Source organism: Streptomyces sp. NBC_01497 (genome assembly GCF_036250695.1).
Lineage (GTDB): Bacteria > Actinomycetota > Actinomycetes > Streptomycetales > Streptomycetaceae > Streptomyces.
Window position 1 is genome coordinate 6,932,947 of record NZ_CP109427.1, and the last position, 20,113, is coordinate 6,953,059.

Here is a 20,113-nt window from a genome sequence, read left to right on the forward strand (position 1 = left end):
GTTCACCGCGCGCGCCCGGGCACGCGCGCCCGCACACACTCAGCGTCGAGCCAGGTCGGGAGCCGCACCATGATCTCAGAACCCACCCCTGCCCCCCTCTGGCAGCCCACCCCGGAACGCGTCGCCGCTGCGCAGGTCACCCGCTTCCAGCACTGGGCGGCGGCGCGGCACGGGGCTCCGGCCGACGGCGGCTACCCGGCCCTGCACCGCTGGTCCGTCGACGACCTCGACAGCTTCTGGACGGCCGTCGCCGAGTGGTTCGGCATCCGCTTCGCCACCCCCTACGAGCAGGTCCTCGGCGACCGCTCGATGCCCGGCGCCCAGTGGTTCACCGGCTCCACCCTGAACTACGCGGAACACGCGCTGCGCGCGGGCGAGGACGCCGACCGCGCCGCGCTGCCCGCGATCGTGCACGTCGACGAGAGCCGGCAGCAGACCCTCATGAGCTGGGAGGAACTGCGCCACCAGGTCGGCGGGCTCGCCGCCCGCCTGCGCGAGTTCGGCGTGCGCCCCGGCGACCGGATCAGCGGCTACCTCCCGAACATCCCCGAGGCCACCGTCGCCCTCCTCGCGAGCGCCGCGGTCGGCGCCGTCTGGACCTCCTGCGCCCCCGACTTCGGCGCCCGCAGCGTCCTCGACCGCTTCCAGCAGGTCGAGCCAGTCGTGCTGTTCGCGGTGGACGGCTACCGCTACGGCGGCAAGACCCACGACCGCCGCGACGTCGTGGCCGAGCTGCGCCGCGAACTGCCCACCCTGCGCGCCGTCGTCCATGTGCCCCTGCTCGGCACGCAGGCACCCGAGGGCGCCCTGGACTGGGCCGGCCTCGTCGCGGGCGACACGGAACCCGTCTTCGAACACGTCCCCTTCGACCATCCGCTGTGGGTCCTGTACTCCTCGGGCACCACCGGGCTGCCCAAGGCCATCGTCCAGTCCCAGGGCGGCATCCTCCTCGAACACGTCAAGCAGCTCGGTCTGCACTGCGACCTCGGGCCCGACGACCGGTTCTTCTGGTACACGTCCACGGGCTGGATGATGTGGAACTTCCTGGTCTCAGGACTCCTCGTCGGAGCCACAATCGTGCTCTACGACGGCAGCCCCGGATACCCCGGCACCGACGCCCAGTGGGACATCGCGGAACGCACGGGGACCACCCTCTACGGCACCTCCGCCGCATACGTCATGGCCTGCCGCAAGGCCGGGGTGCACCCCGCCCGCGACCACGACCTCTCCCGCCTCACCTGCGTCGCCACCACCGGATCACCCCTGCCGCCGGACGGATTCCACTGGCTTCACGACGAGTTCGCCGACGTCGGGGCCGACCTGTGGATCGCGTCGGTCAGCGGCGGCACCGACGTGTGCAGCTGCTTCGCGGGCGCCGTCGCGACGCTGCCCGTGCACACCGGCGAACTCCAGGCCGCCTGCCTCGGCACCGACCTGCAGGCATGGGACCCCGAGGGCCGGCCCGTCGTCGACGAGGTCGGCGAACTCGTCGTCACCCGGCCCATGCCGTCCATGCCGGTCCGGTTCTGGAACGACCCGGACGGCAGCCGCTACCACGACAGTTACTTCGACACCTACCCCGGCGTCTGGCGGCACGGCGACTGGATCACGCTCTCCGGCCGGGGCTCCGTCGTCATCCATGGCCGCTCTGACTCCACGCTCAACCGGCAGGGCGTGCGCATGGGCTCCGCCGACATCTACGAGGCCGTCGAACGGCTCCCCGAGATCCGCGAGTCGCTCGTCATCGGCCTCGAACAGCCCGACGGCGGCTACTGGATGCCGCTGTTCGTGCACCTCGCGGAGGGCGCCACCCTCGACGACGCCCTCGTCGCCCGCGTCAAGCAGGCCATCAGGACCCACCTCTCACCCCGCCACGTACCCGACGACATCATCGAGGTCCCGGGCGTCCCGCACACCCTCACCGGCAAGCGCATCGAGGTCCCCGTCAAACGCCTCCTCCAGGGCACCCCCCTGCGCAAGGCCGTCAACGCGGGATCCGTCGACAACCTCGACCTCCTGCGCTTCTACGAGCGGCTCGCCCGCGACCGGCACTGACCGCGCGGGCCCGCGGCACCCGGGTACGGGCCCGCCGCCGCGGCGCACTGTCAGACCCCCTCATTACGCTGAGTGAAGACGTGACGCGCCGCCGCGACGGTGCGTCACGGCGCGCGTGTCCGCGCACGGGCACGCGTCCACCCGAGCACGCGTGACACCAGGGGGAGCCACGACAGCCCACACCGACCGGCGCGGCCGGCCGAACAGCCGGCCCCGGGGCCGGTCCACGGCCAAGAACCTGCGCAGAGCACTGCGGCGTGAAGTCCCCAGCACCGTCGGCCTCCTGGCCGACGGGGAGGACTTCGCGGCCATGCGTCCCTACGACAGCTTCCCCTTCGACGACCACACCACCTACCTGCGGCACACCGCAGGCCTCCTCCAGCAGCTGACCGCCCGCCAACTCCACACCGAGGTGGCCCTGTTCGACCCGGTGGACTTCGCCTGGGACTGCGCCGAGACCGGCCGCGACCCCGACTCGCCCGCCCAGCGCGCCCGGTACACGGCGGAGATCGCCACGTCCGGCGGCGCCGTCGTCCCGTACACGGGGGAGCCGCTCGGCGCCCTGCTGCCCGCGCTCGTCGACACCGCCGTCCGCAGGGCGACCCACGCGTACGCCACGGCGATCCTCGAAGACCTCGGCCCCTGCGCCCACTGCGACGACGACATCGGGCGCGCCGCCCACGACCACGCCTCCGGGCTGCTGTGGCGGCTGCTGGAGAGAGCAGGCGCGGGCGTCCACCAACTGGTGTGCAGCGCACCGGCCGCCGACGACCCGCTGGTGGGGGTCCTGCGCGCCGAACAACGGGAGGGACCCGCCCTCCTCGACGCGGGGCGGACCGCGGAGTTCGTGACGGTCCTCGCCGTCGCCGTGGCCCTGGACACACCGGCCGGCCTGGTCATGCGCACCGTCGTCGACGGCGCCCCCGACCGACTGTACGGCTGGCGTCTCTCCCGGGGCCGGCTGGTCCCGCTCTCGGCGGCCGAGGTGTTCAACGCGTACTGCACGGACGCCGAGACCGGCGAACCCATCGGTCCCGAACCGGGCGTCGACTACCGTGCGGGCTTCGATCCCGGCCCCGACGACGGGGGCTTCGTCCACTGACGCACCGTCGGGACGGCGAAAGGGCCGTCCACCGGAATCCGGTGGACGGCCCCACGGCCCGGTGGGGCGCGCACCCGCGCGCCCCACTGGCCCGCTACGGGTGCGACTCTCCCGACAGCACCGCCTGCGCAGCCTGCCTGGCCTCGTCGGCCGAGTCCGTCGCCCGTGCCGCCGCCGCGGCGCGCTCGCACTGCGCCAGCGTGTGCTGCGCCAGCGTCGCCCGCACATACGGGATGGACGCGGCACCCATCGACAGCGACGTCACGCCGAGGCCGGTCAGCACGCACGCGAGCAGCGGATCCGCCGCCGCCTCACCGCACACACCGCAGCTCTTGCCCTCGGCCCGCGCGCCCTCCGCCGCCAGCGACACCAGGTCCAGCAGCGCGGGCTGCCACGGGTCCTGCAGCCGCGACACCGCGCCGACCTGCCGGTCCGCGGCGAACGTGTACTGCGCCAGGTCGTTCGTCCCCAGCGACAGGAACTCGACCTCCTGAAGGATCGACCGGGCCCGCAGCGCCGCGGAGGGAATCTCCACCATCGCGCCGACCGTGGCCCGCAGCCCCGCCTCACGGCAGGCGTCCGCGAACGCCTTCGCGTCTGTGCGGTCCGCCACCATCGGCGCCATGACCTGCAGATACACCGAAAGCCCCTCGGCCGCCTCCGACAGCGCCGTCAGCTGGGTCCGCAGCACATCGGGGTGGTCCAGCAGACTCCGCAGTCCGCGCACTCCGAGCGCCGGGTTCGGCTCGTCCGCCGGCGTCAGGAAGTCCAGCGGCTTGTCGGCTCCCGCGTCCAGCACGCGCACCACGACCCGCCCTTCCGGGAACGCCTCCAGCACGGTCCGGTAGGTGGCGGCCTGCTTCTCCCGCGACGGGGCCTGCCTGCTGTCGTCCAGGAACAGGAACTCCGTACGGAAGAGACCGATGCCCTCCGCACCGGCCTCCACCGCCGCCGCCACATCGGCGGGCCCGCCGATGTTCGCCAGCAGCGGCACCTTGTGCCCGTCCGACGTCGCGCCGGGGCCCGTCGCCGTGCCCAGCGAAGCCTTCCGCTCCGCGGCCAGCCGCTCCAGCCGCGCCCGCAGCTCGGCACCGGGCTCCACGAACACCTCACCGGTGCTGCCGTCGACCGCGACCGACGCTCCCTCGGGCAACTCCGTCGCCCCGGCCAGCGCCACCACGGCGGGCACACCGAGCGCTCGCGCCAGGATCGCGCTGTGGCTGGTCGGCCCGCCCTCCTCGGTGACGAACCCGAGCACCAGCGCCGGGTCCAGCAGGGCCGTGTCCGCCGGCGCGAGATCCCGCGCGACCAGTACGTACGGCTCGTCACTGTCGGGCACGCCCGGCATCGGAACGCCCAGCAGCCGGGCGACGATACGGTTCCGGACGTCGTCCAGGTCGGCGACCCGGCCCGCCAGGTACTCACCGGCGCCCGCGAGCAGTTCCCGGTACGAGGCGAAGGCGTCGTACACGCCGCGCTCGGCGCTGCTGCCGCCGGCGATCCGGCGTTCGACGTCCGCGATCAGCTCGGGGTCCTGCGCCATCATCGCCTGCGCCTCAAGTACGGCCTGGGCCTCGCCGCCCGCCAGGTTCCCGCGCGCGGTCAGATCCGCGCCGACAGCCTCGACGGCCTGCCGGGCCCGCCCTTGCTCGCGCTCGGCCTCTTCCGGGGAAATCTGCTTGGCGGGCGGTTCGAGGACCGCCGTCCCCATGTGCCGGACCTCGCCGATGGCCACCCCTTGGCTCACACCGACGCCCCGCAGCGTTGTCTCCATTTCACCGTCTCCGATAGTGCGATGGCCCCCGCATCGCGGTTGATGTGCCGTACAGCGGTGACCGGATAACCGGTTCACCGCCAGTCGAACAGCGTGTCCCCGGCGGCGACGTCTCCGTCCTCCCGCAGTCCGGACAGGGAGTCGGCGCTCGCCTCCAGGGCGACGACAGGACAGATGGGCGACTTGCCGGCCTTCTCGACACCGGCCGGGTCCCAGCGCACGACGGCCTGGCCGCGTGTCACCGTGTCCCCCTTGTTGACCAGGAGCTCGAACCCGGCCCCGTTGAGCTGCACCGTGTCGATGCCCAGATGGGTGAGCACGCCATGACCGTCGGGGTCCACGACGACGAACGCGTGCGGGTGCAGGGAAACCACGATCCCGTCGACCGGCGCGACGGCCTCGGTCGGCTCACGCAGCGGGTCGATGGCGGTGCCGGGCCCCACCATGGCCCCGGCGAAGACGGGGTCGGGTACGGCGGTGAGACCGATGGCGCGGCCGGGCAGCGGAGCGGACACGAGGGTCATGGGACCTCCCAGTGGGCGGAGTGAGAACGGATCCGCCGTCACTGTGAGTAGTAAAGACGGCGTGCAGTTCAGAGCCTAAGTCATGGTCAGTGGCGGTCCCGTGTGGGCGGGCGGGCACGCCAGCGGGTCATCGATTTGCTTGCGCCGACAGGCCGCCTGTACTGTCACACCCCTGCCCGGCACCGACCGACGGAGCGACTTCGCTCCACAGGACGGATGCCGGCGGACTCCTCTACAGGCTGTATTGCCCGGACCGGGTGCTGCTTCTGCATGTTTGCAGAACGGTGGTCAGGGAAGACGAAAAGGCCTGCTAAGGTTTAGGAACACCGAAGGGAAAGCCCGGAGGAGCCCCGGAAGGGAATCCAAAGGAAGCGTCCGTTCCTTGAGAACTCAACAGCGTGCTAAAAGTCAACGCCAGATATGTTGATACCCCGTCCATTATGCCGGGCGATCCGAATCTTCGGATGGTTCCGGTGGACGAGGTTCCTTTGAAGTAACACAACACAGCGAGGACGCTGTGAACCGCAGGGATTATTCCTTCCTGTGGTTCCGCTCCGAGTGGTGTCACCCCGTTTACGGGGAAAGCATTCACGGAGAGTTTGATCCTGGCTCAGGACGAACGCTGGCGGCGTGCTTAACACATGCAAGTCGAACGATGAAGCCTTTCGGGGTGGATTAGTGGCGAACGGGTGAGTAACACGTGGGCAATCTGCCCTGCACTCTGGGACAAGCCCTGGAAACGGGGTCTAATACCGGATATTGACGCACTCCTGCATGGGATGTGCGTGGAAAGCTCCGGCGGTGCAGGATGAGCCCGCGGCCTATCAGCTAGTTGGTGGGGTAATGGCCTACCAAGGCGACGACGGGTAGCCGGCCTGAGAGGGCGACCGGCCACACTGGGACTGAGACACGGCCCAGACTCCTACGGGAGGCAGCAGTGGGGAATATTGCACAATGGGCGAAAGCCTGATGCAGCGACGCCGCGTGAGGGATGACGGCCTTCGGGTTGTAAACCTCTTTCAGCAGGGAAGAAGCGAAAGTGACGGTACCTGCAGAAGAAGCGCCGGCTAACTACGTGCCAGCAGCCGCGGTAATACGTAGGGCGCAAGCGTTGTCCGGAATTATTGGGCGTAAAGAGCTCGTAGGCGGTTTGTCACGTCGGATGTGAAAGCCCGGGGCTTAACCCCGGGTCTGCATTCGATACGGGCAGACTAGAGTGTGGTAGGGGAGATCGGAATTCCTGGTGTAGCGGTGAAATGCGCAGATATCAGGAGGAACACCGGTGGCGAAGGCGGATCTCTGGGCCATTACTGACGCTGAGGAGCGAAAGCGTGGGGAGCGAACAGGATTAGATACCCTGGTAGTCCACGCCGTAAACGTTGGGAACTAGGTGTGGGTCACATTCCACGTGGTCCGCGCCGCAGCTAACGCATTAAGTTCCCCGCCTGGGGAGTACGGCCGCAAGGCTAAAACTCAAAGGAATTGACGGGGGCCCGCACAAGCGGCGGAGCATGTGGCTTAATTCGACGCAACGCGAAGAACCTTACCAAGGCTTGACATACACCGGAAAGCATCAGAGATGATGCCCCCCTTGTGGTCGGTGTACAGGTGGTGCATGGCTGTCGTCAGCTCGTGTCGTGAGATGTTGGGTTAAGTCCCGCAACGAGCGCAACCCTTGTCCCGTGTTGCCAGCAGGCCCTTGTGGTGCTGGGGACTCACGGGAGACCGCCGGGGTCAACTCGGAGGAAGGTGGGGACGACGTCAAGTCATCATGCCCCTTATGTCTTGGGCTGCACACGTGCTACAATGGCCGGTACAATGAGCTGCGATACCGCGAGGTGGAGCGAATCTCAAAAAGCCGGTCTCAGTTCGGATTGGGGTCTGCAACTCGACCCCATGAAGTCGGAGTCGCTAGTAATCGCAGATCAGCATTGCTGCGGTGAATACGTTCCCGGGCCTTGTACACACCGCCCGTCACGTCACGAAAGTCGGTAACACCCGAAGCCGGTGGCCTAACCCTTGTGGAGGGAGCTGTCGAAGGTGGGACTGGCGATTGGGACGAAGTCGTAACAAGGTAGCCGTACCGGAAGGTGCGGCTGGATCACCTCCTTTCTAAGGAGCATTTCTTACCGGGTCCTTCGGGGTCCGGTCAGAGGCCGGTTCATCAGCGAATGTCTGGTGCCGGTTGCTCAAGGGTGGAACGTTGACTATTCGGCAGGGCCGGTCGGCTGCTGCTGTGAGTACTGCTCCTTCGGGGGCGTGGAAAGCAGTGGGTGGTGGGCTGGGTTTGTCGGGCACGCTGTTGGGTGTCTGAGGGCATGGGCGAAAGCTTGGTGTCTTCGGGTTGCCGGCCCCAGTGAACTCGCCTGTTTGGGTGGGGTGATGGGTGGCTGGTCGTTGTTTGAGAACTGCACAGTGGACGCGAGCATCTGTGGCCAAGTTTTTAAGGGCGCACGGTGGATGCCTTGGTACCAGGAACCGATGAAGGACGTGGGAGGCCGCGATAGGCCCCGGGGAGCTGTCAACCGAGCTTTGATCCGGGGGTGTCCGAATGGGGAAACCCGGCAGTCGTCATGGGCTGTCACCCGCACCTGAACTCATAGGGTGTGTGGAGGGAACGAGGGGAAGTGAAACATCTCAGTACCCTCAGGAAGAGAAAACAATAGTGATTCCGGGAGTAGCGGCGAGCGAAACTGGATCAGGCTAAACCGTTCACGTGTGATACCCGGCAGGGGTTGCGTGGGCGGGGTCGTGGGAGTGGACTTTCATTGTCTGCCGGCAGTGAGGCGAGTCAGAAACCGTATGGATAGGCGAAGGGCATGCGAAAGGCCCGGCGTAGAGGGTAAGACCCCCGTAGCTGAAATCTGTACGGCTCGTTTGTTTATTTCCCAAGTAGCACGGGCCTCGAGAAATCCTGTGTGAATCTGGCGGGACCACCCGCTAAGCCTAAATATTCCCTGGTGACCGATAGCGGATAGTACCGTGAGGGAATGGTGAAAAGTACCGCGGGAGCGGAGTGAAATAGTACCTGAAACCGTGTGCCTACAAGCCGTGGGAGCGTCGCATGCAAGCTTGCTTGCATGTCGTGACTGCGTGCCTTTTGAAGAATGAGCCTGCGAGTTTGCGGTGTGTTGCGAGGTTAACCCGTGTGGGGGAGCCGTAGCGAAAGCGAGTCCGAATAGGGCGATTTAGTAGCGCGCTCAAGACCCGAAGCGGAGTGATCTAGCCATGGGCAGGTTGAAGCGGCTGTAAGAGGTCGTGGAGGACCGAACCCACCAGGGTTGAAAACCTGGGGGATGACCTGTGGTTAGGGGTGAAAGGCCAATCAAACTCCGTGATAGCTGGTTCTCCCCGAAATGCATTTAGGTGCAGCGTCGTGTGTTTCTTACCGGAGGTAGAGCACTGGATAGGCGATGGGCCTTACCGGGTTACTGACCTTAGCCAAACTCCGAATGCCGGTAAGTGAGAGCACGGCAGTGAGACTGTGGGGGATAAGCTCCATGGTCGAGAGGGAAACAGCCCAGAGCATCGACTAAGGCCCCTAAGCGTGCGCTAAGTGGGAAAGGATGTGGAGTCGCAGAGACAACCAGGAGGTTGGCTTAGAAGCAGCCACCCTTGAAAGAGTGCGTAATAGCTCACTGGTCTAGTGATTCCGCGCCGACAATGTAGCGGGGCTCAAGCGTACCGCCGAAGTCGTGTCAATCCAGCGTATAGCCCCAACGGGTGCTGGGTTGGGTAGGGGAGCGTCGTGTGCCGGGTGAAGCCGCGCCGGAAGGCAGTGGTGGACGGTTCACGAGTGAGAATGCAGGCATGAGTAGCGATTCACACGTGAGAAACGTGTGCGCCGATTGACTAAGGGTTCCTGGGTCAAGCTGATCTGCCCAGGGTAAGTCGGGACCTAAGGCGAGGCCGACAGGCGTAGTCGATGGATAACCGGTTGATATTCCGGTACCCGCTGTAGAGCGTCCAGTATCGAATCCTCTGATGCTAAGGCCGTGAAGCCGCCCTGATCTCTTCGGAGTTGAGGGGAGTGGTGGAGCCGCCGGTCCAAGGTGGTAGTAGGTAAGTGATGGGGTGACGCAGGAAGGTAGTCCATCCCGGGCGGTGGTTGTCCCGGGGTAAGGGTGTAGGACGTGTGGTAGGTAAATCCGCCATGCACGTGTCTGAGACCTGATGCCGAGCCGATTGTGGTGAAGTGGATGATCCTATGCTGTCGAGAAAAGCCTCTAGCGAGTTTTATGGCGGCCCGTACCCTAAACCGACTCAGGTGGTCTGGTAGAGAATACCGAGGCGTTCGGGTGAACTATGGTTAAGGAACTCGGCAAAATGCCCCCGTAACTTCGGGAGAAGGGGGGCCATTCTTGGTGATCTGTCTTGCACAGTGAGCTGGGGGTGGCCGCAGAGACCAGCGAGAAGCGACTGTTTACTAAAAACACAGGTCCGTGCGAAGCCGTAAGGCGATGTATACGGACTGACGCCTGCCCGGTGCTGGAACGTTAAGGGGACCGGTTAGTCACATTTCGGTGTGGCGAAGCTGAGAACTTAAGCGCCAGTAAACGGCGGTGGTAACTATAACCATCCTAAGGTAGCGAAATTCCTTGTCGGGTAAGTTCCGACCTGCACGAATGGCGTAACGACTTCTCGACTGTCTCGACCATAGGCCCGGTGAAATTGCAGTACGAGTAAAGATGCTCGTTTCGCGCAGCAGGACGGAAAGACCCCGGGACCTTTACTATAGTTTGATATTGGTGTTCGGTTCGGCTTGTGTAGGATAGGTGGGAGACTGTGAAGCTTGGACGCCAGTTCAGGTGGAGTCATTGTTGAAATACCACTCTGGTCGTGCTGGATGTCTAACCTGGGTCCGTGATCCGGATCAGGGACAGTGTCTGATGGGTAGTTTAACTGGGGCGGTTGCCTCCCAAAGGGTAACGGAGGCGCCCAAAGGTTCCCTCAGCCTGGTTGGTAATCAGGTGGTGAGTGTAAGTGCACAAGGGAGCTTGACTGTGAGACTGACGGGTCGAGCAGGGACGAAAGTCGGGACTAGTGATCCGGCGGTGGCTTGTGGAAGCGCCGTCGCTCAACGGATAAAAGGTACCCCGGGGATAACAGGCTGATCTTCCCCAAGAGTCCATATCGACGGGATGGTTTGGCACCTCGATGTCGGCTCGTCGCATCCTGGGGCTGGAGTCGGTCCCAAGGGTTGGGCTGTTCGCCCATTAAAGCGGTACGCGAGCTGGGTTTAGAACGTCGTGAGACAGTTCGGTCCCTATCCGCTGCGCGCGCAGGAGTCTTGAGAAGGGCTGTCCCTAGTACGAGAGGACCGGGACGGACGAACCTCTGGTGTGCCAGTTGTCCTGCCAAGGGCATGGCTGGTTGGCTACGTTCGGGAGGGATAACCGCTGAAAGCATCTAAGCGGGAAGCCTGCTTCGAGATGAGGACTCCCACCCACTTGATGGGGTAAGGCTCCCAGTAGACGACTGGGTTGATAGGCCGGAGATGGAAGCCAGGTGACTGGTGGAGTTGACCGGTACTAATAGGCCGAGGGCTTGTCCATAGATGCTCGCGTCCACTGTGTTGGTTCTGAAACCACGAACAGCTGTGTTTATTCCGGTTGTGTTGATTGTTTCATAGTGTTTCGGTGGTTATAGCGTAGGGGAAACGCCCGGTTACATTCCGAACCCGGAAGCTAAGCCTTACCGCGCCGATGGTACTGCAGGGGGGACCCTGTGGGAGAGTAGGTCGCTGCCGAACAATCTTTAGATCGGGAAGGGCCCGCACATGGTGCGGGCTCTTTTCGCGTTCCCGGACCCTTTTTCACGTCCCTCCCGCCTTGCCCGCATCCCGTGCGCGGACGTGCGGGCGGCGAACGAGGCCGGGGCGTGGACGCATTCAGGCCCGGCGGAGGCGCGAGCCCATGCCGGGGCCGGCCGGCCTTCCTCACCCCGTGGCTCCGGTCGTATCACCCTGCAGGTAGGGTCAGGAAGCATTGTTGGCTCGTTTCCCACAGGAGGCCCCCGGGTGGAGGTCCAGGAGACTCGCGTTCAGACGGACCGGGTACTCACCATCCCCAACATCCTCAGCATGGCCCGCCTCGTCGGCGTGCCGGTGTTCCTGTGGCTGATCCTCCGGCCCGAGTTCGGACAGTCCAAGGCCGACGGCTGGGCACTGCTGATCCTGGCGTTCAGCGGGGTCAGTGACTACCTCGACGGCAAGCTCGCCCGCCGCTGGAACCAGATCAGCAAGCTGGGGCGGCTCCTCGACCCCGCCGCGGACCGCCTGTACATCCTTTCCACCCTGGTCGGGCTCACCTGGCGGGACATCCTGCCGCTGTGGCTGACAGCCGCTCTCCTGGCCCGCGAGCTCATGCTCCTCGTCATGGTCGGCATTCTCCGGCGGCACGGCTATCCGCCTCCCCAGGTGAACTTCCTCGGGAAGGCAGCTACCTTCAACTTGATGTATGCCTTCCCGCTGCTGTTGCTCAGTGACGGAAGTGGGTGGCTTGCGTCACTCGCCGAAGTTTTCGGATGGGCGTTCGCAGGATGGGGTACAACGCTCTATTGGTGGGCAGGGATTCTGTACGTGATCCAGGTCCGCCGGCTTGTCAGCGCCGATGCGGTGACCGGCTGATCCCGTCATCGTGGCCTTGCACCGTCGCAGAGCCGCTGCCGCCCGCCTGATCTCAGGCCTGGTCGCTCATGACGGGTGAAGTCGGCGAGATCGTCTCTTCGAGGAGGACGCTTCCGACATGAAGGCCGTCGTAATGGCCGGTGGTGAAGGTACTCGGCTTCGCCCCATGACCTCAAGCATGCCCAAGCCGCTCCTGCCGGTCGTGAACCGGCCCATCATGGAGCACGTGCTGAGGTTGCTCAAGCGCCATGGACTGACCGAGACCGTAGTGACCGTGCAGTTCCTGGCATCGCTCGTCAAGAATTATTTCGGCGACGGCGAGGAACTCGGCATGGAGCTCACCTATGCCAACGAGGAAAAGCCGCTCGGCACCGCCGGCAGCGTGAAGAACGCGGAGGCTGCCCTCAAGGACGACGCGTTCCTCGTGATTTCGGGTGACGCCCTCACCGACTTCGACCTCACCGACCTCATCGCTTTCCACAAGGAGAAGGGCGCACTCGTCACGGTGTGCCTGACCCGGGTGCCGAACCCGCTGGAGTTCGGCATCACGATCGTGGACGAGGAAGGCAAGGTCGAGCGTTTCCTGGAGAAGCCGACCTGGGGGCAGGTCTTCTCCGACACGGTGAACACCGGAATCTATGTGATGGAGCCGGAGGTCTTCGACTACGTCGAGGCCGATGTCTCCGTGGACTGGTCCGGTGACGTCTTCCCGCAGCTCATGAAGGAGGGCAAGAAGGTCTACGGCTACATCGCCGAGGGCTACTGGGAGGACGTGGGCACCCACGAGAGCTACCAGAAGGCGCAGGCCGACGTCCTGGAGGGCAAGGTCGACGTCGAGATCGACGGCTTCGAGATCTCGCCGGGCGTCTGGGTGGCGGAGGGCGCGGAGGTCCATCCCGACGCGGTGCTGCGCGGCCCGCTCTACATCGGCGACTACGCCAAGGTCGAGGCCGACGCGGAGATCCGGGAGCACACCGTCATCGGATCCAACGTCGTCGTGAAGTCCGGGGCGTTCCTGCACCGCTCGGTCGTCCACGACAACGTCTACATCGGGCAGCAGTGCAATCTGCGCGGCTGCGTGATCGGCAAGAACACCGACGTCATGCGTGCCGCAAGGATCGAGGACGGCGCCGTCATCGGAGACGAGTGCCTGGTCGGTGAGGAATCGATCATCCAGGGCAACGTCCGCGTCTACCCGTTCAAGACGGTCGAGGCGGGCGCGTTCGTCAACACGTCGGTGATCTGGGAGTCCCGAGGACAGGCGAACCTGTTCGGGGCCCGCGGCGTCAGCGGCATCCTGAACGTGGAGATCACCCCCGAGCTGGCGGTACGTCTCGCCGGCGCGTACGCCACCACCCTGAAGAAGGGCTCCACGGTCACCACTGCGCGTGACCACTCCCGTGGTGCGCGTGCGCTCAAGCGCGCGGTGATCTCGTCGCTGCAGTCGAGCGCCATCGACGTCCGCGACCTGGAGAACGTGCCGCTGCCGGTGGCCCGCCAGCAGACGGCGCGCGGCAGCGCCGGCGGTATCATGATCCGTACGACGCCCGGTGTGCCGGACTCCGTGGACATCATGTTCTTCGACGAACGGGGATCCGACCTCTCCCAGGCCGGGCAGCGCAAGCTGGACCGCGTCTACGCACGCCAGGAGTACCGCAGGGCGTTCCCCGGTGAGATCGGCGACCTCCAGTTCCCCTCCAGCATCTTCGACTCGTACACCGGCGCCCTGCTGCGCAGCGTGGACACGACGGGGATCGCCGAGGCCAACCTGAAGGTCGTCGTCGACGCGTCCAACGGCAGTGCGGGTCTCGTCCTGCCGAGCCTGCTGGGGCGCTTGGGCGTCGACTCGCTGACGATCAACCCGGGCCTCGACGAGTCGCGGCCCACCGAGACCGCCGAGTCGCGCAGGTCCGGGCTGGTACGGCTGGGGGAGATCGTGGCCTCGGCCCGTGCCGCCTTCGGCGTCCGGTTCGACCCCGTGGGGGAGCGGCTGTCCCTCGTCGATGAGCGGGGCCGCATCATCGAGGACGACCGTGCCCTGCTGGTCCTGCTCGACCTGGTGGCCTCGGAGCGGCGCAGCGGCCGGGTCGCCCTGCCGGTCACGACGACGCGCATCGCCGAGCAGGTCGCCGCGTACCACGGCACCCAGGTCGAATGGACGACGACGTCGCCCGACGACTTGACGCGGGTGGGCCGCGAGGAGACCACCATCTTCGGCGGAGACGGCCGCGGCGCGTTCCTCGTGCCCGAGTTCAGCAGTGTGCTGGACGGCTCGGCGGCGTTCGTACGGCTGATCGGCCTGGTCGCGCGTACGCAGCTCACACTGAGCCAGATCGACGCGCGGATCCCGCGGGCCCATGTGCTGCGGCGCGACCTCGCCACGCCGTGGGCCGTCAAGGGACTCGTCATGCGGACCGTGGTGGAGGCCGCCGGCAACCGGCAGGTCGACACCACGGACGGCGTACGGGTGGTGGAGACCGACGGGCGCTGGGTCATGGTGCTGCCCGACCCGGCGGAGGCCGTGACGCATCTGTGGGCGGAGGGTCCGGACGACGCGTCCGCCCAGGCCCTGCTCGACGAGTGGGCGGCCATCGTCGACAGCGCCGGGCACTGATCCTCGCGCCGGGACCGCTGCGGACCCGGGCCTGCCGTCGGGCAGGAGGGGACACCGGACAGGGCCACGTCTTCGGACGTGGCCCTGTCCGCTGCCGGGGCCGTTTCGTCGGCGGTGGTGGCGACATGCGACGATGTGCGGCATGCCGCAGCAGTCCCCCACACGGAGCACCGACGCGGGCCGTGCGCGCCCCGACGCGTCGATGTCGCTGCTGACCAACGTGATGGACCACAGCCTCGACGACGGGTATGCCGAGGCGGCGGCCCGCAGGCGGTCGGGGGAGGGCGGCCTGACGCGCACGCTGCGGGCGAGACTGTGGCTCGGCGCGGGGCTCGTCCTCGCGGCACTGGTGGTCACGTTGGGTGCGGCGCAGACGCGGCACGCGGCGCCCGTGGTGGCCAAGGAGCGCCAGGAGCTGATCGACCGGGTCGGCAGCGAGACGAAGCACGCGGACGGCCTGGAGCGCGACGTCAAGGGGCTGCGCAGCGACGTCAACCGTCGTCAGCAGGCCGCTCTCAAGCAACACGGCGGGGACAGCGGACAGTTGGTGTCCCTGCTGGCCGGTGCCACCGCGGTGCACGGGCCCGGTGTGCGGCTCGTCGTGGACGACGCGAAGGACACCGAGACGGGTGGGGACGGCAACCCGCGGGAGAACGACGACTTCTCCGACACGGGCCGGGTGCGCGACCACGATCTCCAGCGTGTAGTCAACGGCCTGTGGGCGTCCGGTGCCGAAGCGGTCTCGGTCAACGGCCAGCGCCTCACGGCGCTTTCGGCCATCCGCGCCGCCGGTGACGCCATACTGGTCGACAACAGGCCACTGGTGCCGCCGTACACGGTGCTCGCGGTGGGGGACGGCGCCAAGCTGGCGTCCGCGTTCCGGCGCAGTGCGGACGGCGTGTATCTGGGGTCGCTCAAGGGCGACTTCGGTATCCGTACGTCCCTGTCCGCGCGGGACGACGTCCGGCTGCCGGCCGCGCCGAGCCTGATCGTACGGACCGCGAAGCCGCTGCTGTCCGGAGCGGCGACGGGCGGTGGGGGTGCACCGGCCACGGCGTACCCGGGGAACGCAGAGAACGCAGGGAACACGCAGAACATGGGGAAGGGCACATCGTGATCGCCGTACTGGGCCTCGTCGTGGGAGTCGTGGTGGGACTGTTCGTCCGCCCCGAGGTACCGGCGGTGGTGGAGCCCTACCTGCCGATTGCCGTCGTCGCCGCGCTCGACGCGGTCTTCGGCGGCCTGCGGGCCATGCTCGACGGCATCTTCGTCGACAAGGTCTTCGTCGTGTCGTTCCTGTCGAACGTGGTGGTGGCCGCGCTCATCGTCTTCCTCGGCGACAAACTCGGCGTCGGCGCACAGCTGTCGACGGGGGTCGTCGTGGTTCTCGGCATCAGGATCTTCTCCAACGCGGCGGCGATCCGCCGGCACGTCTTCCGGGCGTGACGACATGAGTACGCACAACACGCCCGGGGATCCGGGCACTTCGGCGGGCGGTACGGGCGACGGCGGCGGCACATCGCGCCCGACGGGGCGCCAGCGGCTCGCGGCGGGGCTGTGGCCGCCGCGCCTGACCCGCGCCCAACTGACGGTGGCGGTGTTGCTGTTCGTCCTCGGCCTCGGACTGGCCGTCCAGGTCAGGTCGCACAACGACACCAGTGCGCTGCGCGGTGCCCGTCAGGAGGATCTTGTCCGTATCCTCGATGAACTGGACAACCGCACACAGCGTCTTGAGGACGAGAAGCAGGATCTCGTGGACCAGCGGACGGGTCTTGAGAACAGTTCGGACCAGGCGGAGGAGGCCCGCAAGCAGACGCGTGAGAAGGAGCAGCAACTCGGTATCCTCGCCGGCACGACGGCGGCCGAGGGTCCGGGGATCACCCTGACCGTGCGGGACGCACGGCACTCGGTGGAGGCCGACATGCTGCTCGACACGGTCCAGGAACTGCGGGCCGCGGGCGCCGAGGCGATCCAGCTGAACGGGGTCCGCGTGGTCGCGGACACCGACTTCACGGGAACGGGGGACGACGTCGAGGTGGACGGCAAGGCGGTCGCCCCGCCGTACCGTTTCACCGTGATCGGCCGGCCCCAGGATCTGCAGCCGGCGCTCAACATCCCGGGCGGAGTGGTGCAGACACTGGAGAAGGAGCAGGCCACGGCCACGGTGACCGGCTCCGGGAAGGTCGTCGTGAACGCCTTGCGACCGGCGAAGCAGCCTGGTTACGCTCGGTCGTCCTCGCCGTGACGCGGGGGTGCATGGCGCCGGTGCTGCCCGGGCAAGAGGTTGCGGGGGGTCGACGCACGATCGGCGTGATGTGTGGTGGAAACTGTTCGGTGCGTACGGACGCTGTCAAGATGTCCGGGTCGGCAGGCGTGTTCAGTGATATGTCGTCCTGCCCCACGGGCGGGTCTGTTTCGGTCAAGGGGAATCGCCCGTGAATTGGTTTGCGAAGTTGTTCGGCAAGAGGTCCCGCGAGGAGGGCGGCAACGCCCGTCATCGTGCCGCGCGCCAGGGGCAGAGCGAGGAGCAGGGCGGTGAGCGCCCGCTCTTCCGCGACCAGGTCGGCGGCCAGGGACCCGGCGCGTCGTCTGTTGACCCTGCCGGGCAAGGCCGCATAGGTTTCGGGGAACCGTCAGCCTCAAGTACGAGTGGAGACTTTCCCACGGCCTCGTTCGCGACCGACCCACGGGCGGGGCAGCCACGGCAGGAGGACCCCGGCATGTCGGCCCTGGTATGCACGAGATGTGGTCATCGCAACGCCGAGGCCAGCCGCTTCTGCTCGAACTGCGGCGCGCCGCTGCGGGCGGGTGTGCCGAGCGAGCGAGCCGCGGAGACGACGTCGACGATCTCGATCTCCGGCCTGGAGGCGTACGACCCGGAGACCACGGGTCAGACGCAGCTGCCGACGCTGAGTCCGGAGGCGCAGGCCGCCGTCGAGGCGCTGCCGTTCGGCTCCGCGCTGCTCATCGTGCGCAGGGGGCCCAACTCGGGCAGCCGCTTCCTGCTGGACGGCGAGCTGACGACGGCCGGCCGCCACCCGCAGAGCGACATCTTCCTGGACGACGTGACGGTCTCACGACGCCATGTGGAGTTCCGCAGGGGTACGGACGGCCTGTTCACCGTCTCCGATGTGGGCAGCCTCAACGGCACCTACGTCAATCGTGAGCGGATCGACTCGGTCCTGCTGGCGAACGGCGACGAGGTCCAGATCGGCAAGTACCGACTGGTCTTCTACGCGAGCCAGCGGGGCGTGTGACCCCCGGAGAGTCCATGTTGCTTACCCCGAAGGGCGGTGCCGAACGCGGCACCGCCCCGGCGGCGGATCCGCTGGTGAGCATCGGGGCGGTGCTCGGGCGGCTGCGCGACGAGTTCCCCGAGGTCACCATCTCGAAGATCCGCTTCCTTGAGGCGGAGGGCCTGGTGGAGCCGCGCAGGACGCCGTCGGGCTATCGCAAGTTCAGCCCCGAGGACGTGGAGCGGCTCGGGCTGGTGCTGCGCATGCAGCGTGACCACTATCTTCCCCTGAAGGTCATCAAGGAGCATCTGGAGGCGCTGGCCCGTGGCGAGCAGGTGGCGCTGCCGGGCCCCCAGCGCGACCGCAGGGACGTCTGGCCGGTCCCGGAGGACCCCGCCGACGACCAGCCGACAGCCGCCCGGCTGGGGCGCGCGGAGCTGCTCGCCGCGCTGGAGGTGGGCGAGGACGAGCTTGCCGAGTGGGAGTCGTACGGCCTGATCGCCGCGCTGGAGGACGGCAGCTACGACGCGGACGCCGTCACCGTGGCCAGGCTGGTGGCGGATCTCGGCCGTTTCGGTCTGGAACCACGCCATCTGCGGGTGATGAAAGCGGCTGCCGAGCGGGAGGCCGGGCTGGTCGAACAGGTCGTCGCGCCGCTGCGCAGGCACCGTAACCCGCAGACCAGGGCCCATGCGGAGGCGACCACAAGAGAGCTCGCGGGGCTGTCCGTACGGCTGCACGCGGCGCTCGTGCGTACGGCCCTGGGTGGCCGACTCCACTGAGCACGACGGTGCCCCGACTACCCAAACCTGCCGGGCACGTCCTAGGGTTGCTGTGTGAACGAGCTCGACGTTGTGGGTGTCCGGGTGGAAATGCCCTCCAACCAGCCGATCGTGCTCCTGCGCGAAGTGGGAGGCGATCGGTACCTCCCCATCTGGATCGGACCTGGGGAGGCAACCGCCATCGCCTTCGCTCAGCAGGGCATGGCACCGGCAAGACCGCTGACGCACGACCTTTTCAAGGATGTCCTTGAAGCGGTGGGCCAGGAGCTCACGGAAGTACGCATCACGGATCTCCGCGAAGGGGTCTTCTACGCGGAGCTGGTCTTCGCCAGTGGAGTCGAGGTGAGCGCACGGCCGTCCGACGCCATAGCGCTCGCCCTGCGCACGGGAACGCCGATCTACGGCAGCGACGGAGTACTCGACGACGCCGGAATCGCGATCCCCGACGAGCAGGAGGACGAAGTGGAGAAATTCCGCGAGTTCCTCGACCAGATCTCGCCGGAGGATTTCGGGACGAACAGCCAGTGAGACCGGAGATCGGGGCCGGGCGGCCGGGTCGGCCGCCCGGCCTTCGATGCCCTGACGTCCGGCGGTGCCGCACCCGCTAGCATGCTCTGGCTCAGGCGATTCGAGCAGCCTTTCCCGGTAATCGGGCACGCTAAACCACCCTCAGGGTGATTATCACTCGGCGTGGCGAGTGCGGCGATCGTTGACGCACCCCTGGTGACTGCCTACCGTCGTGAAGGCAGGTCAAGGACGGAGGTCGGCGTGAGAAGCAGCGGCGACGGTACGACGGCGAGTGCGTACCGGCTTCACGGCAGTTCGGTCGATCCCACCCACGAGAGTGTCGGGTACCGGGGACCTACGGCCTGTGCGGCGGCGGGAATCACTTACCGCCAATTGGACTACTGGGCGCGTACGGGGCTCGTCGAGCCGAGTGTGCGGCCCGCCTACGGCTCCGGCACGCAGCGGCTCTACGGCTTCCGCGATGTCGTGGTGCTCAAGATCGTCAAGAGGTTCCTGGACACCGGAGTGGCCCTGCAGAACATCCGGGCCGCCGTCCAGCACCTGCGCGACCGCGGCTTCCAGGACCTCGACCGGATGACGCTGATGTGCGACGGCGCGACCGTCCACGAGTGCACGTCCCCAGACGAGGTCGTCTCGCTGCTCCAGTGCGGCCAGGGCGTCTTCGGGATCGCCGTCGGCGTGGTCTGGCGGGACGTCGAGGCGGCGCTCTCCCAGCTGCACGGGGAGCGCGTCGACACCGGTGAGACGCTGATCGGCAACAACCCGGCGGACGAGCTCGCGCGCAGGCGCCGCGACCGCGCCGTCTGAACCCCGAGAGACGGCGTCCGCCGGGCTCCGGCCCGGCGGACGCCGGCCTCTCCCGGGGCGGCC

General features: G+C 66.9%; 13 protein-coding genes and 3 rRNA genes. 14 read left to right on the top strand and 2 right to left on the bottom strand.

Annotated elements, in window-relative coordinates; translation table 11 throughout:
- Nucleotides 1–69 precede the first annotated feature (69 nt).
- Entirely contained in the window at nt 70–2,055 is a 1,986-nt protein-coding gene (locus OG310_RS29355; RefSeq protein ID WP_329458856.1) for an acetoacetate--CoA ligase, read from the top strand.
- A 151-nt stretch (nt 2,056–2,206) separates the two neighbouring features.
- Complete coding sequence (locus OG310_RS29360) at nt 2,207–3,157, top strand: hypothetical protein (protein ID WP_443078756.1); 951 nt, start codon at nt 2,207–2,209, stop codon at nt 3,155–3,157.
- A gap of 94 nt (nt 3,158–3,251) precedes the next feature.
- Here the strand turns inward: OG310_RS29360 and ptsP are convergent, their stop codons facing one another.
- Both ptsP and OG310_RS29370 read right to left on the bottom strand, forming a co-directional pair.
- Entirely contained in the window at nt 3,252–4,931 is a 1,680-nt protein-coding gene (gene ptsP, locus OG310_RS29365; RefSeq protein WP_329458857.1) for a phosphoenolpyruvate--protein phosphotransferase, read from the bottom strand.
- A 74-nt stretch (nt 4,932–5,005) separates the two neighbouring features.
- Nucleotides 5,006–5,455 (bottom strand): PTS sugar transporter subunit IIA, encoded by a 450-nt coding sequence (locus OG310_RS29370; RefSeq protein ID WP_329458858.1) that lies wholly within the window; start codon nt 5,453–5,455, stop codon nt 5,006–5,008.
- A gap of 587 nt (nt 5,456–6,042) precedes the next feature.
- Here OG310_RS29370 and OG310_RS29375 point away from each other — a divergent pair.
- From OG310_RS29375 to OG310_RS29430, 12 genes are all read left to right on the top strand, one after another.
- Nucleotides 6,043–7,567: ribosomal RNA gene (locus OG310_RS29375) — 16S ribosomal RNA — on the top strand.
- 321 nt (nt 7,568–7,888) lie between these two features.
- Nucleotides 7,889–11,010: ribosomal RNA gene (locus tag OG310_RS29380) — 23S ribosomal RNA — on the top strand.
- Nucleotides 11,011–11,090: 80 nt separating this feature from the next.
- Nucleotides 11,091–11,207, top strand: a 5S ribosomal RNA gene (rrf, locus tag OG310_RS29385).
- The 16S, 23S and 5S rRNA genes sit together here, the layout of an rRNA operon.
- Nucleotides 11,208–11,474: 267 nt before the next feature.
- A complete protein-coding gene (locus OG310_RS29390; protein WP_329458859.1) occupies nt 11,475–12,083 on the top strand; it encodes a CDP-alcohol phosphatidyltransferase family protein in 609 nt (202 codons plus the stop codon).
- A gap of 118 nt (nt 12,084–12,201) precedes the next feature.
- Nucleotides 12,202–14,697 (top strand): mannose-1-phosphate guanyltransferase, encoded by a 2,496-nt coding sequence (locus OG310_RS29395; RefSeq protein WP_329458860.1) that lies wholly within the window; start codon nt 12,202–12,204, stop codon nt 14,695–14,697.
- 133 nt (nt 14,698–14,830) lie between these two features.
- Nucleotides 14,831–15,814 (top strand): DUF881 domain-containing protein, encoded by a 984-nt coding sequence (locus OG310_RS29400; protein ID WP_329458861.1) that lies wholly within the window; start codon nt 14,831–14,833, stop codon nt 15,812–15,814.
- Nucleotides 15,811–16,143: a small basic family protein gene (locus tag OG310_RS29405; protein WP_031069011.1), complete on the top strand. Its 333-nt coding sequence runs from the start codon at nt 15,811–15,813 to the stop codon at nt 16,141–16,143. The genes OG310_RS29400 and OG310_RS29405 overlap by 4 nt, the downstream gene beginning before the upstream one ends.
- Before the next feature lie 4 nt (nt 16,144–16,147).
- Nucleotides 16,148–16,942, top strand: a complete 795-nt coding sequence (locus OG310_RS29410; protein WP_329458862.1) for a DUF881 domain-containing protein — start codon at nt 16,148–16,150, stop codon at nt 16,940–16,942.
- Between the two features lie 148 nt (nt 16,943–17,090).
- Complete coding sequence (locus OG310_RS29415; protein ID WP_329460456.1) at nt 17,091–17,954, top strand: FHA domain-containing protein; 864 nt, start codon at nt 17,091–17,093, stop codon at nt 17,952–17,954.
- A gap of 14 nt (nt 17,955–17,968) precedes the next feature.
- Entirely contained in the window at nt 17,969–18,715 is a 747-nt protein-coding gene (gene ftsR, locus OG310_RS29420; protein WP_329458863.1) for a transcriptional regulator FtsR, read from the top strand.
- A 54-nt stretch (nt 18,716–18,769) separates the two neighbouring features.
- On the top strand, nt 18,770–19,243 hold the full coding sequence (locus OG310_RS29425; protein ID WP_006123076.1) for a bifunctional nuclease family protein: 474 nt from the start codon (nt 18,770–18,772) through the stop codon (nt 19,241–19,243).
- Nucleotides 19,244–19,483: 240 nt separating this feature from the next.
- On the top strand, nt 19,484–20,050 hold the full coding sequence (locus OG310_RS29430; RefSeq protein ID WP_443078758.1) for a MerR family transcriptional regulator: 567 nt from the start codon (nt 19,484–19,486) through the stop codon (nt 20,048–20,050).
- The last annotated feature ends 63 nt before the right edge of the window (nt 20,051–20,113 follow it).

Excerpts from the sequence above, each read along its gene's own strand:
- OG310_RS29355 (WP_329458856.1), top strand. The coding sequence starts at position 70 with ATGATCTCAGAACCCACCCCTGCCCCCCTCTGGCAGCCCACCCCGGAA.
- ptsP (WP_329458857.1), bottom strand. The coding sequence starts at position 4,931 with ATGGAGACAACGCTGCGGGGCGTCGGTGTGAGCCAAGGGGTGGCCATC.
- OG310_RS29370 (WP_329458858.1), bottom strand. The coding sequence starts at position 5,455 with ATGACCCTCGTGTCCGCTCCGCTGCCCGGCCGCGCCATCGGTCTCACC.
- OG310_RS29395 (WP_329458860.1), top strand. The coding sequence starts at position 12,202 with ATGAAGGCCGTCGTAATGGCCGGTGGTGAAGGTACTCGGCTTCGCCCC.
- OG310_RS29400 (WP_329458861.1), top strand. The coding sequence starts at position 14,831 with ATGTGCGGCATGCCGCAGCAGTCCCCCACACGGAGCACCGACGCGGGC.
- OG310_RS29410 (WP_329458862.1), top strand. The coding sequence starts at position 16,148 with ATGAGTACGCACAACACGCCCGGGGATCCGGGCACTTCGGCGGGCGGT.
- ftsR (WP_329458863.1), top strand. The coding sequence starts at position 17,969 with ATGTTGCTTACCCCGAAGGGCGGTGCCGAACGCGGCACCGCCCCGGCG.